Origin of the sequence: Kitasatospora sp. NPDC058492, from assembly GCF_042720685.1 — a bacterium.
GTDB lineage: Bacteria > Actinomycetota > Actinomycetes > Streptomycetales > Streptomycetaceae > Kitasatospora.
The window spans coordinates 1-16,328 of sequence record NZ_JBHXMU010000047.1 but is presented as its reverse complement, the minus strand read 5'-3'; the positions used below and the strand labels follow the sequence as shown (position 1 = coordinate 16,328).

Sequence of the window (16,328 nt, the reverse complement as noted above, 5' to 3'; positions counted from 1 at the left end):
CCCGTTGCGCGGTGCGGGACATCGGGTCCGCCGGTCTCCTGCTCCCACCGGCGGGTGTGGTCGGGCCGTTCGGGCCGGCCTGGCCGTTCGGGTCGTTCGGGTCGGCCTGGCCGGCGCCGTGGTGGTGTGTCAGGAGCAGGTCTTGTCCGGGTGGTCGTGGGTGATGGCGCAGATCATCGCCTGTGCCCGGCCGTTGTTCGGGTACCTGCGCTGAAGCTCCTCCTTGAAGTCCTTCCACTGGCGTGCGATGTCCTTGACGGCGAGGTCGTAGGCGTGGTCGAAGTTGTGGGCGACGACCGAGCGCGGACTGTCCTTCGTGTCCTTGTTCAGGACCCCGTCATGAGTGACGCGGCCCGTGCAGTTGGAAACCGTCCCGCTGTGGTCGCGGTCCGGATAGCAGCCCGTCGCCAGGTCGTGAGGGATGTGGCCGGTGGCGTCCTTGACCCAGTCCGCCCTGCTCATGGAGCTGTAACGACTGATGGAGAAGAACGCGGGCAGGTCGGTGCGCCCCAGGCCGGGAGGGTTCTTGACACCGGTGGCTCCCGGGCCGGCCTGGTCGACCCAGTTGCTGTGGGCGTAGAAGTCCTCGATCTGGTGCCAGCCGCGGCCCAGGTCCTCCGGCACCTCGCACTTCGCCCGTCCCGGCCGGTCGTTCCACGAGCAGGCCGGGGAGATGGAGGTCTGGGCGGCGATGACGCGCCCGTTCGCGTCGACCAGCCGGTCCGCGGCGGCGACGGCCCTCCTGACGTGGTCGATGGAGCCCTCGACGCAGTCGATGATCTCGGCGTTGGACTGCTCGCGGGTGCGGGGGTAGCGGTTGTCGTACCTGGGGTCGAGGTAGTCGGCGTTGTCGCAGTGGAGCTTGCCGATGCCGAAGTACTCGCCGTGGTCGTTGGCGACGATCGCGCCCGAGTTCCCGTCCGCCATCGCCGTCAGCGAGTTCGGGTGCCAGCCCCCCGGGCCCAGGGCGGCCCGGGTGATCTTCTCGTGGTTGCCTCCGCTGAAGGCGTGCGCCGGTGTCGCGGCACCGAGGGCGACGGCACACGCCATCGCGGCGCACGCGGCGCCGCAAGCGCGCAGGCGCCGCCGGCGGGAAACGGAGAGGGGGTTCATGAGGCCTCCAGTCGCACGATGGACGTCTTAGGCAGGTGTGGGTGCGTCCGGGCATGGAGTCCCGTCCGTACTGCGCAGGCCATGGCGGACCCACGGCGGTACTTGATGACGAAGCGTCATCAAGTCTGCACCCGTACGTTAGTCGCCGCGCCCACGAACCGACAGACCGTCAGATCACCAACGCTCCAAGGACCTTAGGCCGCGCACCGCGGCGCCCCCGTGCCGCGAGCCCCGGCGCCCGGCCCCGTTCACGGGAACGGGCAGCACACCCCCCGGGCCGCTTCCCGGGCCGGGCTCGTCCACCCGCGACCCGCCCCCGCCGACCCGCCCCCGCACCAAACAGAGCAGAGATTCTGTACAGCCCCCTCCGCCAGCAGAACGTCAATTCTTCTTGACACAGGGCGCAGTGCCACGGCTCACCGACGCACGCAAGGAACTCCGACGCACCCAGATCACCGAGGCCGCCGTACGCCGCTTCAGCCGCAACGGCCTGGAGCGGACCTCGATCGCCGACATCACGGCCGAGTCCGGCCTCTCGACCGGCTCGATCCACGCCCACTACCGCAGCAAGGCCGACCTGGTCCAGGCCTCCGCCCACGCGCTGCTCGCCGAACGCGCCGAAGCCCTCGGCGAGTACGCCGCGAGCGACGGCCCACCCGACCCCGACGAACTGCTCACCCGCCTGATCGCCACGATCGGCCCCGCCGAGGCCCGGGTCGGCGGGCAGACGCCCATCCAGGCAGTCAGCGGCCCGTCGAAGTCGACCGCGGCCAGCGGCCCCCGCCGCCGGCGCCCCACCCGCTCGCCCAGCCGTCGGCAAAACGCCCCGTCCGCCGGCAGCGCCCGGGGCCGCCCGGCCCCGCTGTCCTGCCACACCAACTCGGCTATCACCGGATCCAGCAGCGCGTGCGCGACCTCCACCACCTCGGGGAAGACCGCCGCATCCCGTGCCACCGCCCGCCAGTACCAGAAATCGCCGCCCGCGTCCCCGCCCGCCAGGGTGTGCAGCCGCCCCGCACGTGGTCCTGGTGCGGCTCGCCCGCCTCGTCATCCAGGCGCCCGTCGTCACGCCGCCACGACGTCGTGGCCGGCCTGCTTGTGCCGGGTGGTGCTGAAGAGTTGTGGTTGCCCGGGGGCGCGCTTCAGGACGTCCTCGCTACCGGTCGGGCGGGACTGCCGGGCCTGCTGGTCGCTGTCCGGGCTGTCGTTCACCGGTGCTACGCGGGGTCGCCGTCCGGCGTGGTCCTGCTGCTGCCCGTCGCCCCTTGTTCCGGCGTTGGGCGGGCTGCCGCCCGGCCCCGGGGGTTCGGCCCCGGGGCCTCACGCGGCGTGGGGATGAGCGCCCAGCCCGCCGAACACGGGCCTGGCGGCGCTTGCCCGGCGACGCCGAGCGCCTGGACGCCGAGCCCGCCGCCCGCTCAGCTGCTGCGCCGTGTGCCGGTCGACCGGCACGACCAGGTCTGAGCATGACGAACGCCCCGTACCAGAGCGGTACGGGGCGTCGTGCTGCGAAGGTCAGGCGGGGCGGATGTGCTCGGCCTGGGGGCCCTTCTGGCCCTGGGTGACGTCGAAGGTCACCTTCTGGCCCTCCTGGAGCTCACGGAAGCCCTGCGAGTCGATGTTGGAGTAGTGGGCGAAGACGTCCGGGCCGCCGCCGTCCTGCTCGATGAAACCGAAGCCCTTCTCGGCGTTGAACCACTTCACGGTGCCGGTGGCCATGTGCTGCTCCCTGGTCGGGGACGGGATACGCGCTGGTGCGTACCCCTGGGGTTGAGGTGATCGCCCTGGTCCTCCGACTGCCGGTGCTGCGGTACTTCGGATCCACGACTGCTGACTCGGACGGTACCCACGACGGCAGGGATCATGCAGCGGCCCGGGCGGGCAAAGTCGCAGCTCATCGTCACCGATACCTGGCGGATCTACTGGACCTGGAGCCCGGGTGCCGACGCTGGCCGCCCTGAGCGGGGCGGCCAGGGCGACGCGGTGCTCGCCGTGCTGCTGATCGGCCCACACCGCTGACACCGCCCCGGTACCCGGCCTGCGGCCGGATCGTTGACCCGGGCATGGGCGCTTTGAACGACCGGACCGACGCGCTGACCGACGTCGTGTGCCAGCTGGCCGAGCGGGTGGCGGCGGACGGCTGGTCGCCGTCGGCCGCCACCGGCACGCGCGGCGGTGTCGACGTTCTTCTCCGGTTCCTAGGCGGGCTCGGCCCCGAGGCTGCGGCCGTGCCGGAGCTGGCGCTCGCCACCACCGCCCGGGTGCGCGCCCTGCTTGCCGCCGGCGCCCTCCCGGCCGCGCCGACGGCCCAGCGTCGGTGGTAGGACGGGCCGCGGCCCGGCGACCGCCCTGAGGACTGGGCCGATCGCGACCCGGATGTCGCCGAGCGGCTCTGGTTCGAAGAGCAACAAGCCCGCGGCTGGAGGTGACCAGGCATAGGCCGGTCGTGAGCGCCACCGCGGACCCTGTCCACAGGCGCAGCGCCTGAAGATTCACCAACAGGGCCGTACCCGGCCCGCACCACGACCACGGAGGGGAAGGCCATCGTGCCGAAGATCCTGGAGGAGCGCGGCGGCCATCTGCCGCACCGCGATTACATCGCCCAGGTCGTCACCGACCTGGAGGCGATCGGCCGCGGCCCGGACAGCTGGCGGCTGGAGGAGGAGGACCCCGCCGGCGCTCCCGCACTGCAAGCCGTCCTGGGCTGGGGCGCCGGGAACCACGACCCGTACGGCGACCCCGACGCCTCCGACACCGACTGCCTGCTCACCGTGCACTGGGACAGCACCGCCGGCTGGACGTACGTCTTCGAGCGCGAATCCGACCCCGACGGCTACCCGCCGATGGAACTGGACATCCCCGTCGCCTCCGACCCGGCCGGCCTGGCCCGCGCCCTGGAGTACGTGATGGACAGCGAGACCGCCGGCCGGATGCTCTACCCGGTCCGCTGGGAGGGCGCCGAACGCCTGGACCAAGCCGTCCAGGCCCGGCGAACCACCCCCCTGTCTCCCCGGGACCCGGCCGCGCTGCGCCCCGCCGAGGCCGTCGGTCAGGATGGTCGGCGGGAGCGGGCGGCGTGCTGCATCTCGGCCTCCCACAGGTGCCGGCGTCCGGAGGCGAGCTCGCGGCGGATCTGTTCCTCGGCCTGCTCCAGGACGCGGTAGTTGGTGTCGTCGTAGGCCTCGACGACCTGGTACGTCCACATGCCCGGCAGGACGTCGCGGCCCACCAGCCGGTGCTCGATGAGGTCGGCCTGTTCCTGGCGGCCGGCCTCGCGCAGCAGGGGCGCGGCCGTGCCGGTGGGTCACTGGCGCCCGCCACGTCTCGACCGGGTGTCCGTTCGGGCCCGGCGCGCTCTCCAGCTCGGCGGCCGAAACGTCCGGCCGCTTGCGCGGCTTGGTCACCGTGTCCGGCCACAGAGGGTTTCCGGTTCGTTACCGCGACCTTCCGGCCAATTCGTGGCGGGGCTGGTGGTCGCGCCGGCCATCGATGTTGGCATGGGCATATCAACGATGGAGAGGGGTGGATTATGGCGAAGCGGATGGGACTGGTGTCAGCGACCGTGATGCTGGCTGTGTCGGCCGCACTCGTGGGACCGGCCGTCGGCACAGCGGCGGCGACCTCCAGGACCGTTACGGACGTGACGAACGAGGCCACCTGGCGTCCAGGGACTCAGTTCGGGAACACCGTGCAGATTCATCGCTACACGAAGAGCGACGGGCACAACTACGTCGACAGCTGGCTCCAAGCACTCGACGGCAATACGGTTGCCTATTACTACGACCGTTCGTACAACGGCGGCAAGACATGGGACTCATTCGTCAACCGGATCTACACCCAAACCGGCGCCTCCCTGCCTGAGAAGTACGACGACGGCGGTGTCTGGTACCGGGCGTGCGGCGCGAGCGAGTGGCTCGGAAGCCCCTACACAAACCCTCAGTGGACCTACAACATCGCCTGCACTGGTTGGTACTAGGGTCCGGCATCGAGCACAAGCGGACTGTCTCCTATATCGAGGCCGTGCCTGAACGCCGCTGCCAGCCGGGCACGGGGGCGGCCCACTTCCTGGAGCGCGCCTTGGACAGAGGAAGCCGGTTCCACGCACTAAAAACGCGAGGGACCGGCCATCCGCGTACAGCCCTGGTTCGGGCCCCGCTCCGGGCTTCCCTGTCTCACACCGTCCCGGCAAGCCCGGTACGCCTGGTTTGCCGGGACGGCCCCACCTCAGGTGACAGCGTTTCGCGTCGGACCTGGGACAGGACACGGCGTCAGGGGCCCTCACGGAAGCGGATCAGCGGTGGGTGTTCCACGGTGCCGGGATCGGCCCGCGGGTCGTAGGCGGCCAGCCCGGCCTCCCGCACGCGTTCGGCGATCCGCAGCCACTCCCGGTGGTCCGCCTCTGCGGTGAGCACCGACCGGTCGAACGTCTGGTCGTCCAGGGCCAGGCCCCTGACGTGGTGGAGCTGTTCCAGCGCCTCCGCCGCCGCCCGGTCGATCTGGGTCGGCGTCATCCCGTCCGCGTTCCGGCATGCCAGGGCGCGGTGGAAGTGGCCCGTGCCCGGATGGAGCTCCAGGCGCTCGTCCTGCGGGCGCAGCCAGCGGGCCGGGATGGTGTGGACGACCGTGCCGGGGAAGACGATGGCGCGGCCGTCCGGGTCCCTGACGATGCCGGTGATCTCGTAAGCCGGTCACGGTCACCGTGATGCGCCGGCCGCGGACGAGGTGCAGTCGCATGTCGGCCAGCCACCTTGCGGCGCCCGTGACCGCCGGCTGTGCCGGGAGCCGTTGGGGGATGCTCTCGATGTAGGTCTCGCCGACCACGGTGTCCTCGGTGCGCATCCGTCTTCTCCTCGCCCGTGCCGGTATCCATCGTGCTCGCCCTGGTCTTCGTGGCTGGCACCGCGGCTGGTGAGTTCGACGTCCACGGGCCGGTGGCGTCGTGGCCGTCGGTCGTGCGGATCGCCGCCGTCGTCGCCGAACCCCGTACCAGCCGTGGTCGGTGCGGGGTTCGGTTACGTCCGGGAGGGCGGGCCGGTGACGACGGGCCGGCCGCGCGTTCTGTCCCGGGCGGGCGGCGCCCGCTGGGGAAGGGCGGCCTCTCCTGCACCTCCGAAGCGGGCGGCAGCTGACGCCCCGCGAGCCCGGCCAGGTGCCGACCCGCACCGTGCGCATGCGCAGCCGGCCGGGTGCGCGGCGGGGGTGCCCGCGTTGTCCGGGTGGCCGGTCACGCTCCTCGATCATCATCAGAAGGGTGAAGCGCTGGGATTCTTCGGCGAGCGGATCGCGCCCTTCAATAGGTCCATGACCCGTTCGTGAGTGTCGCCAACTCGGTCTGCTACCTGTACGCATATGGAAACGTCGTCGATCTCTGCCATAGCTTTCTCTGTAAACCAGCCGATAAACATCAGGCCTTGTGCCGGAATCGGCCGGCCGGGGGAGATTAATTGAAGTGAGAAGTCCTCACCGTCCTTCAGGCCCCGTGCTGTTAGCATGGTCACCACATCGTGGCACGTTCCCCAACGTGCGGAATCCATGGCGCCGTCAGCTTTCGCTGCAGCGGAGAACTTAACCCAGTAGTCGATCCTTGTCAGCACGGCCACGTCTTGAGCACCGTTCATGGCCTGGCATGCCCATACGAGCTGCTGATCTGGAGCCATGCCAGCCACAACGCGGCCAAACCAACCCAGTGCGGGCCTGACCGTCCGTGCGTACTGAGCGCGCGCAAGTACGGCCCCTACCGAAGCAAGGACCGCTGTGACAGCGGACTGAGTATCCAACAGCTCGAGCTTCCATATCCCAGCAGGGTGCTTTAAATTATTCCTTATCAGCGTGTAGAAAAGCAGTAGAAAACTGATAGCTACGAACGCAATCGGAAGCCTCGCGAACCACGGACTCCGTTTGACCACCCGCTGTGTTTCCACTGGTCCCCCCCGGGTCTATTGGACGCCTCGCGCGGTCGGCTGCACAACACATACCGGCCGTCGAGCCCTGTCATGCCGTTGTACGCCACACTCCCACCGTTGTCCCTGCAGATGCTGAAACTCGTTGCTCTGTACGAGGCGCTGGGCCGGCCATAGAAGTGCTCATCCGGCCCAGTTCCGCCACCGCACCCCATCAGGGATGGGGAATAGCCTGGCCATCGGGGCCGGTCACGGGCATGAGGGCTGGTTCTCACTGGGCCAGCAGACCTGCCTGCCGGTCCGGTGGTGAGCAGTGTTGGTGGGCCGGGCGCTTGCTGGCCGAGTGGGACGCTCCGCTGCCGGCGGCCCGTCAGCTGCACAGCTGCCGGCGCCAACCTCGCCGCAGCGCGGACCACACGGCACCTGCGACAGGAATTCCCGACAGGACGATTCTGCACACCTGCCACCCCCTCCAGAAGCCCGAATCGGAGGACCCGAATTCAAGGCCATTTATGCGCGGCTTCCTGTAGCCCATCAGTCACGGTGATGGAATTAGGGCTTGATCGTCGGGAGGACGGCCGCCCTGTCCCTGGCCCTGGCCGTGACGCCGGGGCAGTGGGCGACTCGGCTGCCGTTTGCGCCTCTCGATGGCTCGCACGGACCGTGAACCATGTCCCGCGCGAGCCATCGAGGGCGGGGCCGGCCGCCCCCTCCGGGTGGCGGCTGCGGCGGTTGCTGAGCTGCCGTCCGGCCCGTCGTGCCACGTCTTCGCTTCGGGGCCGGCCAGTGGGCATGTGCTGCGTGCCCCCTGAGCTTGCCGTTTTACCTCTGGCATCGGCCGTTGAGCTGCCGATGGGCAGGCAGGTTGCCCGTTGGGGGCCGCGCCTCCGAACTCGTTGTCAGCCGGACTGCGCCTCCTGCTCGGCGGCTTCGGCCCTTGAGAGTCGCCACCGCATGGTCTCCGCCTCACTGCGGGCTGTCTCCTGAAGCTCCGGTGTCAGGCCGGAGTGATCCGCAGCAGCCTCGGAGGCTTCGGTCCAGGCGCGCAGGACTTCGACGGGACGCTGATGCCCGCAGTCGAGTTCGTTGCCCGAGTGGTCGTAGACGGTGGCCGCGTAGCCGATGTTCACCCACACGCTGGCGCCCTGGTCATGGAAGACGACCTCGAACGGTGTCTCGTCGGAGTCCGTGTCCTTGGGGGTGTCCGTGACGATCGTGAACTTCTCCTTGGGCTTCATCCAGTAGTCCTCGCCCCACGGCTCGACCCAGATCCCGAAGGTCTTCTCGGTGTCGTTGCTCAATCTGATCTTTGGCATGGCCGCGGCGTAGGCCACCCTGCTCGGGTTGAGGCGCGGTCCGACATGGCCTATCCGGTTCGCCGGGGTTTGGTTCTCTGTTGGTGGTGGGCCGGCCGGACGTAGGGCTCGCCGCCGGCGAGGACCCGTCCCACATCGTGACGGGTTGCCGGGCCGCTGTTTCGCGAACCGAGCGGGCGTCCGGGGCCGGGGCGGGACGGTTTTGGTGCACGCGCTGGCGTCGGGGTCTGCGCGTGGAGGTTCCTGAACCCGCGCCGCACCCGCGCGGGCGTCAGCCTGTTCGACTCGGTCCGCTTCTCCCGTGGGCGGCGGAGGTCGGCGGCCAGGGGGTGGGCGAGCCGGAGCTGGGTGTGGGCGGCGATCACCAGCCACGTCCAGCGGTCTGCGGCTTCGGGGCTTCGCAGCCTGGGCTTCGTCCTGCCCAGCGTCTGCTTGAACAGGCGGAGTGTGTGCCCGATGTCGAAGCGGCGGAGGAAGGACTGCCAGCAGCGGTCGACGTCCTCCCCGGTGGCGCCGACTCCGGCGTTCCGCCGGCGGATGAGTCCCTGGGGCTGGCGTTCGCGATGCTCGCGCAGGCCGCCAGCCGGTTCCGCCGGATCGTCAAGCTGCCGCCGGAGAGCACCGACGACGGCGACGACGAAGAGCGACAAGTGCTGGGACCGTCCCAGCCTGTTCGCCCAGGCGGCGACGTCGCAGCCGGATCTGGGACAGGGGTGGTACAGCCGGATCACCCCGGGCAGCAGAGGCATGGCTCAGTGCTTGACGCTACCGGGACCTTGCGTTCCCGAGTTCGGCTGCAAGCACCGCCATCTCGTGCAGACGCTCGTAGTACTCGGCTCCGCCGCCCTCGTCACCAAGAGACGGCAGGACCTTCTCAAGGGCCGCGAGGCACGCGAGCAAGGTCCCGCGACGGTTCTCATCGAGGTGCCCTGACAGGACCGAGGAAACACCGCCGGCGGTGAACGCGTCCAGCAGTACCAGGTCTTCGCCGTCGATGTCTCGACCGCGAAGATGCGGAGGAAACGCCCGTTGGACGTGCTCCTCCCACAGCCGCGAGAGCAGCTCCACTGCCGGTTCATCCATGTTCAAGATCATGCCTCACGGACGAGGAAGCCCCGTGACGAGGGCCTCCGCAGGTCACGGTGATGGCCCGCCCCCTGAACCGAGGGAACGAGCCACCGTACGGACCGGGAGCGCTACGCCGCGGTGCGGCCGGCGTCCACGGCTTGGTCGAGGTGGTGGGCGAGCTCGGGCAGCTGTTGGGCTGGGTTGCCGGTGGTGATGGTGCGGGGCATCGCGAGGGCGATCGCGCCTACCGCCGCCAGGGCGAGGCCCTCGCCGGTGCTCAGCCCGGTCTCGCCGGCCAGCACCAGCCCGCTGAGCACGAAGGCGGTGTCGGCTGGCACGCCGCCGTGGTCGTCGTCCTCAGGGTCCAGGTCCCGGCCGCAGGCGAGCACGGCGGCCGCGTACTCGCCCAGGTCCCGGCTGCCGGTACGGGCGGCCAACTCCGATACCCACACCACCGCCCTGCTCGCCGAAGCCGCCGCGATCCCTACCGCGGCCGCCAACCGCGCCCGCTGCTGCGCCGCAGCCCGGTCCGCCTCGTCCTCCCCCGCCGCGTCCTGCTGCGCCCGGGCGGCGAGGTCGGCCGCTCGGGCGGCCCGCTCGGCGGCGAACACCGCCAGCCGCGCGTCGCCGCCGTCGTGTTCGTCGTCGCGCGCCGGCAGCACAGTCACATTCGTCATGACCGGTGAACTCACCAGCGCCACCAAGGTCACGCCCGGCCGGTGAGTTTCGGCTCGGCGACCGGTGAGTTTCGCCCCGCCCAAACTCCCTATCACAGGTCAGGGCCCGTGCGATCCCCGTTGCACCCTGCGAACGGCCGTCCTGCACAACGGCCGGCCGGTCGCAGCACTGCGCCATGGTGGCGCTGCACCGACTGCCACCCGTGCCACCCGTGCTACCCGTGCTACCCGAGCAGCGCCGAGCAGCGCTGCATGCTGTCCGGTGCCGGTGAAGCAGGCGGAGTCCGGAGCAAGGTGGCGGACCGCACCGAGTTCATCCGGCGAGGTTGGCGAAGGTGGCGCGCGGTTCTCCACAGCCAACTGACCGCGTCAACAGTGCCTCGCCGGACGCCCGGCTTCGGAATCAGCCATTGGGTCATGGCCCGTCCGCGACTCTTCTCTCCAGCGGTAGGCGCGTGCTTTGCTGAGATGCTTCAACGCCTTTGCAGCGCAAGGAACTTCCACCCGGCATGGATGTCCTGCTCATCGTGGACAGTGTGAAGGACAGGCTGTCCGTACCACTTCACTGTTGCGGGGACAGGCGGCGACACCATGTCTGATCACTACAGGGGGTACGTTGAACATCGCCAAAAGGACACTGGGTCGCATGGCCCGCATAGTGGCTGCGGCCGTCACGCTGCCGGCCCTTGCGTTCGCCGGAGCCGGCACCGCAACGGCCAGTACGACCTCAACGCAGATCAGCGGCCAGCACCCACGGGTCAATGCGCCCAACGGCACCCTGGTCCTGCGCAGCGCGGCTACGGGCCTGTGTATCGATGACAGCAACTACGGCCTGCGGCACTTCGGATGCCAGGACCAGAGCGGCCAATACGCCGTTTTCCAGCAGTTCACCGTAGTGTCCAACAACGGTCAGACCTGGTCCCTGCACAGCGCGGCTACGGGCTTGTGCATCGATGACAGCAACTACGGCCTGCGGCACTTCGGATGCCAGGACCCGAATGGCCAGTACGCCAATTTCCAGCAGTTCTACCTGTATGCACAGCCCAACGGCTCCGTGGTCCTGCGGAACGTGGCTACGGGCTTGTGCATCGATGACAGCAACTACGGCCTGCGGCACTTCGGATGCCAGGACCAGAGCGGCCAGTACGCCAGTTTCCAGCAGTTCTACCTGAGCTAGCCGCTATGCCCAGCTGACTTGCAGGTGCGCTCCCGCGACCGTCTGCGAGGAGGCTGGGCACTGCCGGTGGGGGCTGTCCGTTCTTCGTGAAGGCGGTGAAGGCTGCCTGTCGTGATCACGGCGGAACTTGGGAGATCTTCTGCCGGGTTGGCACGGTGACTTGCTGTTCGCCACGTTGCTTGAGACCCCGTCGACCGGTTCGCCCTGTCGAGCGCATCGTTCGCCGCCTTCACCGAGACCGGACAGCATGCCGTTCCCCTTGTCCCGGCAGTCGGCCGGCAGGTTTCGCCCCGCTGCCGGAGACGGGGCGAAACCTGGGCAAGCGGCTCACCTCGGCGGCCACGATCCCGGAACGGACAGCGCCCCGCCGACCGCCGCCACCGACCAACTGGCCGACGACGCGGGCCAGGCCCCGCAGTGCGCCCGCCCCGGCTGCTCCAACCCGGCACCAAAGAGCCCCACCGGGCGCCCGAAGCAGTACTGCCCCCGCTCATGCCGCAGCAAGGCCGACCGCGCCAAGGCCAAGGCCCGCGAAGCAGCAGCAGACGAGGCCGCTGCACCCGGCCCCGCCGCCGCACCGCGCAGCGCTGCACCCTCCAACCCTGCCGCTGCACCGCGCAGCGCTGCACCCGCTACCCCCGCTGCACCCGCGGCCGTCATCCAGGCCGACGACAACCTCGCCCGCCGGGGAGAAGACGGCCGCTACCTCCTCGGCATCGCCGACACGCTGCGCCGCAAGCTCGCCGCCTTCCTGGAGGAGACCGCCACCGGCGACCCGGTCGCAGCCTTCGAGGAACTGGCGCTGCGGCTGCCCGGCTACAGCCACCGCGCCTACTCGATCGGCCAGAAGATCCGCGACAAGGCACGCCGGCCCGACCTCACCGAGGACGAGCGCCGCCACCGCAGGATGCTGGAGCGGATCGACCTGTGGAAATCCCCGCCTTCGACCTGAACGCCCCCATCCCCGGCCTCGACGACGGCCAGGAGCCGGCCCCATTCGCCTCGCGAGGCGAAACCGAAGCCGCCGACCAGCACCAGGACCACGGGCAGCCCGCCCCCGAGCCGGTCGGGACCGCCTCACCGGCCGCACTGCCGCGCCAGCACGGCGCCGACCTGCTGCGCCCGCCACCGGAGCCGTACCTGCCCGGTCTCGCGGGAGCGGTCGTTCAGTTCTTCAGCCGGGAGGTCGTCGAGTTCCTCCGGCCCCGGCTGGGACCTGATCGGCTGGAGCCGGGCTCCCGGCCTCTTCTACGTCCGCAAGGACGGCCGGGCTCCCGGCCGTCCTGGCTCACGCCGATCACCTGGACCCGGGTATTCGCCACTGCGTCGCCCTGGCGCTCCCCGCCCGCCTGGGAAGGCGGAGCAGCGGTGAAAGGGGTGGTCCGCGTTCGGGCCGCCCCTGGGCGTATATGGGCAGGTGTCGGCTGAGCCGCGCGTCGACGTCAGCCCGCCCCCTGGGGTGGTCTGATGTTCGATCATCTGGAGATCAGGGTTGTTGTCGGCGGGACCTCGGTTCGCTGCCCAGTTGCGGTTCTGGGTCAACGGCGAGGACGTGGTCGAAGAGGCGGTCCGCGAAGGCGGCCGCGGACCGTACGCGGCTGACGCGCTGCCGGCCGGCAGCCCCGGTCTTCTCCGGGCGACCGGCGAGGCGCGCCGTGTGGAGCTGGGGGAACCGGAGTGCACCGGTGGCTGTTGCGGCTTCCTGACCGTGGTCGTGCAGCGGTCCGGGGAGATCGTGCAGTGGTCGGACTGGGAGGTTCCGTGGAAGGCGAACACCCCTGTGCCCTACCCTCCGCCGGAGCTCCACTTCGACGCGAGGCAGTACGACGCCGAAGTGGCTCGTGCTGAGGCGGACCGCTGGTGGCGGGTACATCCATAGCCCAGCACGGTGCGCTCCCGCCCAGCTGCTGGCCCACACCGGCCCCGCGCCCTTGGTCGACGGGGAACGCCCAGCAGGCCCAGGTGCTCTTGGGGCTCGTGAACATTCCGGCGAGGCTGTGACCGCCTACCGCCTACCGCCTACGGAACCGACGTCGAAATGCTGCCCGTTCTCGTGAACAGAGCCAGCTGAGGAGGAGGCCTGTGAGCGGATGGTCCACTGGTGGCGCCGGGCCTACCCCGGGCACGCCCGCGAGGGCTACCCGCCAGTGGTGCTGGTCCTCACCGGCGCCGGCGCGACGACGCTGAACAACCGGGCCGCCCAGGTCGGTGACCTGGCCGCCGAGTTCTGGTGCGGCTGGCACCACTGCACCCAGTACCCGGACGGCTGGGCCTGTTCTTCGGCCTTGCGTAACCGGTCGGCGGGGACGGCGCCGGCGAGTCCGGGTTTGTCCCCCAGATCTCCTTCCAGGACAACACCAGTCTCTTCCAGGGACGTCTGGGGTGTTGGGCACCCCCTCCTGCCGGCGGGCCGTCCGGGTGCCGGGTCCGGTTCGCTGACGACGGCGGGACCGTGGCGGCTCGGGGATCACCGATGACCCCACCGCCTCCTCGGCGTCCCGCACTCGGCGTCTGACGCGTCGCTGGTCCGGGACGCTCCGCCGTGCCCGCTCGCCGCCGTCCCGGGGCGTGGTCGCTCAGGTCCGCCGTCACCGTCCGGGTTCGGAGCCCGTGTGAGGGCCAGTGCGTGCTGGTGGAGTGCCGGGTGTGCGGGTTGATCGCGTCATGGTCACCCCCGTTCCCGGGTTGCCGGTAGCAGTGGGTATCAGGCCTCGTCAGCGCTGCCTGGCCGGAAATTCTTCGGCGTAATCCCGTACGGACGACCCTTCAAAGCCGTCCGCGACAGGAAGTTTTCCCGTTCCGCGCGCCGATGCCGCTACCTCAGGGGCGCCTGTGGCGCGTGGCCTGCCCGCCCCGCGCCCGCATCGTGTGCGGGGCGGCGATCGCCTCTCCCGCGGCTTTGCCCAGCCCTCCTCCGAATCGCCCAGCCCTCCTTCGACTCCATAGGTTCCTCGGGGTGTTGCTCCCTCGTTCGACCAGTGTCAGTGGCTTATGAGGCAGGCGGTCCGTGAGGGACCAGAAGGTGGGTTTTCGGTGGCGCCGGCCAGGGTGGCCGACGGACCGGTGCCCGTCCGTGTTCTCCTCTCGTCATATCTCGATCTGTCGTTTCCACCAGGGAAGGTCACCTGGTGCGAACGGGTCGTTGACTGTCCGGGCGAGGATGCGTTCGTCGAGAGGCCCGAGTTCTCTGCGCAGTTCTCGGCGGGCCCGGGTCCGCAGGGCCCGGACGGCCCGTTCCAGCAGGGTTCTGACGTGGTAGTACCCGCTCGGCAGGTCCGTATCGTCGTATCCGTACCACGGCGCCAGGTCGCGACGCGGGCGCCGGCCGGTTCGGGCCCAGCTCCCGAATGCGTGGGCGACAGTGCCAGGGTGTAGTCCGTAGACCTGCTCGAACCGGGCGATCTGGCGATTGGCGCCGGCCGAAAGCCCTCGGATGACAGGAGGCCGGCGGACGACTGCGGGTCGGTCGCGGGGGAAGCGCTGCGGCAGGTGGGACCTTATCTCGCCCGGTGACCTGCGAGGCATGAAGACTTTTTTCGGAGATCCAGTTCGTGAGATGACGCGTGGCGACGCTAACGGCATGTCGGTGGCAGGGTCAAGGGCGTGGTGGTGTTCCGTCCCCTCGGAGCTCCCGTGTGGCCGGTGTTCGTCGTCACCCGGTGCCGGGTCCGCCGCCGGGCGGCCTGGTTCACCCTGCAGGCCATCGACACCGGTGCTGCGCGGTGTTCAGACGGGCCTGCTGGTGTGCGAGTGCTGGCGGGACAGGCGGCCGGACACCGTCCGGTCGGCCTCGGCTGGCCGGTCATCCATCACCGCGCAGCCGCGGAACGAAGTCCGTCCGGCTAGACGGGGGCTGGGTACTCCTCGACTCACCGTTGTGACGGCGCGTAGCGTGGCAGACCATGAGATCGTTGATCCGCCGCGCGTGGTTCCTCCCGTTGACCGGTGTCCTGGCGGCACTGCTGGCGCTGGTTCTCAGCACGGTCGCGGCACTGTCGCAATGGCGGACGGCGAGCCGCATCGACGCCGCACCGCTACGGGTGGACGCGACCATCACCGCTGCTGTGGCCATGAAGGGCGGAACGAGGTACACGCTCACCTACCGGGTTGCCGACCGCGACTACAGCACCGACTCCCTCACGCTGCACGGCGTCAGGTCGTCGGGCATCGGTGCGACGGTCCCGCTGGAGGTCGCAGCCGACGACCCCGAGGCCTCACGCGTCACCGGCAGCCATTACCCCGACGACGCCCTCCAGCCCACGATGATCCTCGTGGCCACCGCCGCCGTTGCCGGCCTCGCCATCTCCCTGCGCTTCCTCCACACGGCCACCAGACGCAACCGCCCGAGCCCCTGAACCAACCCTGTTCTGGCTGTTCCGCGGTTGCTGCGTGGCCTGTCCCGGCTGTCTTTGTCCCTTGGGGCGGGGGGCTTGCTGGTCTGGTCTGCCATCGGTGACGGCCCTGGCTGCCGTGGGCCGGCCCGGTGGGGACGAGGGACAGTCGTGCGCGGGTGGATGGCCTCATGATCACCTGTCCCCGGGGCCGCCGGTACCGGTGGGCATCACGCCCCGTCAGCGCCGCCGGACCGGAAATTCTTCGGCGTGCTCTCATCCGGGTGACCCTTGGAAGCTATCCACTACAGGAGGATTTCCCGTTTCGCGCCATCGGGGCTGCCCGGTGCCGCGTGGCCTGCCCGGCTGCGCCCCGTCCGACCGGGCCTTGTTCCCGCAGCCCATCCATGGTTCCCGGCCGTGCCCCATGCCCTGTTCTGCTGCGCCTCGGCGGTGATGTCGTCTCAGTCGCTGCTCTCTTTGGCGTCGGTGTCGCTTGTGGTCTGTTGCCCGGGTCCTGTTGTCGGCTGCCCGCCGCTGCCTCGCTTCGCCGTCTGTCGTCGGGGTCGCGTCCTCGCCGCCTCGTTTCCTCGCGGGCCGGGTTGATGGTCCGTTGTCGGGTTGTCGGTCCGTCTGGCGGCTGGTCTGGCTGGTGTGGTCAGGGGTTTGGGGAAGCGGGGTCCCGTCGGGGTGGTGGGCTGGGGCGGCCTTGGGGTGCGGTGTCGGTGAGGTGGCGGTGGGCGGTG

At 70.1% G+C, this 16,328-nt stretch carries 16 protein-coding genes and 2 pseudogenes; 8 read left to right on the top strand and 10 right to left on the bottom strand.

Annotated features, from left to right (window positions below):
- Positions 1-129: 129 nt before the first annotated feature.
- Positions 130-1,113 (bottom strand): hypothetical protein, encoded by a 984-nt coding sequence (locus tag ACFWPI_RS27310; protein ID WP_380374987.1) that lies wholly within the window; start codon positions 1,111-1,113, stop codon positions 130-132.
- 406 nt (positions 1,114-1,519) lie between these two features.
- On the opposite strand from ACFWPI_RS27310, the pseudogene ACFWPI_RS27305 reads away from it, so the two are divergent.
- Positions 1,520-1,642 (top strand): annotated as a pseudogene (locus ACFWPI_RS27305) (TetR/AcrR family transcriptional regulator); the annotation flags it as partial.
- A gap of 29 nt (positions 1,643-1,671) precedes the next feature.
- On the opposite strand, the gene ACFWPI_RS27300 reads toward ACFWPI_RS27305, so the two are convergent.
- The 3 genes from ACFWPI_RS27300 to ACFWPI_RS27290 all read right to left on the bottom strand — a co-directional run bounded on the left by ACFWPI_RS27300 (position 1,672) and on the right by ACFWPI_RS27290 (position 2,832).
- Positions 1,672-2,067, bottom strand: a complete 396-nt coding sequence (locus ACFWPI_RS27300; RefSeq protein ID WP_380374985.1) for a hypothetical protein — start codon at positions 2,065-2,067, stop codon at positions 1,672-1,674.
- Positions 2,068-2,178: 111 nt separating this feature from the next.
- Positions 2,179-2,325, bottom strand: a complete 147-nt coding sequence (locus ACFWPI_RS27295) for a hypothetical protein (RefSeq protein WP_380374984.1) — start codon at positions 2,323-2,325, stop codon at positions 2,179-2,181.
- 303 nt (positions 2,326-2,628) lie between these two features.
- Positions 2,629-2,832 carry a cold-shock protein gene (locus ACFWPI_RS27290; RefSeq protein ID WP_363586077.1) on the bottom strand — a complete coding sequence of 68 codons (204 nt, stop codon included), beginning with the start codon at positions 2,830-2,832 and terminating at the stop codon, positions 2,629-2,631.
- 344 nt (positions 2,833-3,176) lie between these two features.
- On the opposite strand from ACFWPI_RS27290, the gene ACFWPI_RS27285 reads away from it, so the two are divergent.
- The 3 genes from ACFWPI_RS27285 (at position 3,177) to ACFWPI_RS27275 (ending at position 5,089) form a co-directional block, all read left to right on the top strand.
- A complete protein-coding gene (locus ACFWPI_RS27285; protein ID WP_380380296.1) occupies positions 3,177-3,437 on the top strand; it encodes a hypothetical protein in 261 nt (86 codons plus the stop codon).
- Between the two features lie 222 nt (positions 3,438-3,659).
- On the top strand, positions 3,660-4,277 hold the full coding sequence (locus tag ACFWPI_RS27280; protein ID WP_380380298.1) for a hypothetical protein: 618 nt from the start codon (positions 3,660-3,662) through the stop codon (positions 4,275-4,277).
- A 365-nt stretch (positions 4,278-4,642) separates the two neighbouring features.
- Positions 4,643-5,089, top strand: coding sequence for a hypothetical protein (locus ACFWPI_RS27275; protein ID WP_380342216.1), 447 nt, complete (start codon positions 4,643-4,645; stop codon positions 5,087-5,089).
- A gap of 292 nt (positions 5,090-5,381) precedes the next feature.
- On the opposite strand, the gene ACFWPI_RS27270 is transcribed toward ACFWPI_RS27275, so the two are convergent.
- From ACFWPI_RS27270 to ACFWPI_RS27245, 6 genes and pseudogenes are all read right to left on the bottom strand, one after another.
- Complete coding sequence (locus ACFWPI_RS27270) at positions 5,382-5,624, bottom strand: hypothetical protein (protein ID WP_380380300.1); 243 nt, start codon at positions 5,622-5,624, stop codon at positions 5,382-5,384.
- Positions 5,625-6,356: 732 nt separating this feature from the next.
- The gene (locus ACFWPI_RS27265) at positions 6,357-6,770 is read right to left on the bottom strand and encodes a hypothetical protein (protein ID WP_380380302.1); all 414 of its coding nucleotides are present in this window, start codon (positions 6,768-6,770) and stop codon (positions 6,357-6,359) included.
- 1,142 nt (positions 6,771-7,912) lie between these two features.
- A complete protein-coding gene (locus tag ACFWPI_RS27260; protein WP_380380304.1) occupies positions 7,913-8,329 on the bottom strand; it encodes a hypothetical protein in 417 nt (138 codons plus the stop codon).
- Positions 8,330-8,379: 50 nt separating this feature from the next.
- Positions 8,380-8,856, bottom strand: a pseudogene (locus tag ACFWPI_RS27255) (transposase); the annotation flags it as partial.
- A gap of 238 nt (positions 8,857-9,094) precedes the next feature.
- Positions 9,095-9,412, bottom strand: coding sequence for a hypothetical protein (locus ACFWPI_RS27250; RefSeq protein WP_380342225.1), 318 nt, complete (start codon positions 9,410-9,412; stop codon positions 9,095-9,097).
- 113 nt (positions 9,413-9,525) lie between these two features.
- On the bottom strand, positions 9,526-10,074 hold the full coding sequence (locus ACFWPI_RS27245; protein ID WP_380342228.1) for a hypothetical protein: 549 nt from the start codon (positions 10,072-10,074) through the stop codon (positions 9,526-9,528).
- A 646-nt stretch (positions 10,075-10,720) separates the two neighbouring features.
- Between ACFWPI_RS27245 and ACFWPI_RS27240 the strand changes: the two genes are divergently transcribed.
- The 4 genes from ACFWPI_RS27240 to ACFWPI_RS27225 all read left to right on the top strand — a co-directional run bounded on the left by ACFWPI_RS27240 (position 10,721) and on the right by ACFWPI_RS27225 (position 15,606).
- Positions 10,721-11,251, top strand: a complete 531-nt coding sequence (locus ACFWPI_RS27240; RefSeq protein ID WP_380380307.1) for an RICIN domain-containing protein — start codon at positions 10,721-10,723, stop codon at positions 11,249-11,251.
- Positions 11,252-11,498: 247 nt separating this feature from the next.
- Positions 11,499-12,203, top strand: a complete 705-nt coding sequence (locus tag ACFWPI_RS27235; protein ID WP_380380309.1) for a hypothetical protein — start codon at positions 11,499-11,501, stop codon at positions 12,201-12,203.
- 573 nt (positions 12,204-12,776) lie between these two features.
- Positions 12,777-13,130: a hypothetical protein gene (locus ACFWPI_RS27230; protein ID WP_380380311.1), complete on the top strand. Its 354-nt coding sequence runs from the start codon at positions 12,777-12,779 to the stop codon at positions 13,128-13,130.
- A 2,023-nt stretch (positions 13,131-15,153) separates the two neighbouring features.
- Complete coding sequence (locus ACFWPI_RS27225; RefSeq protein WP_380380312.1) at positions 15,154-15,606, top strand: hypothetical protein; 453 nt, start codon at positions 15,154-15,156, stop codon at positions 15,604-15,606.
- The last annotated feature ends 722 nt before the right edge of the window (positions 15,607-16,328 follow it).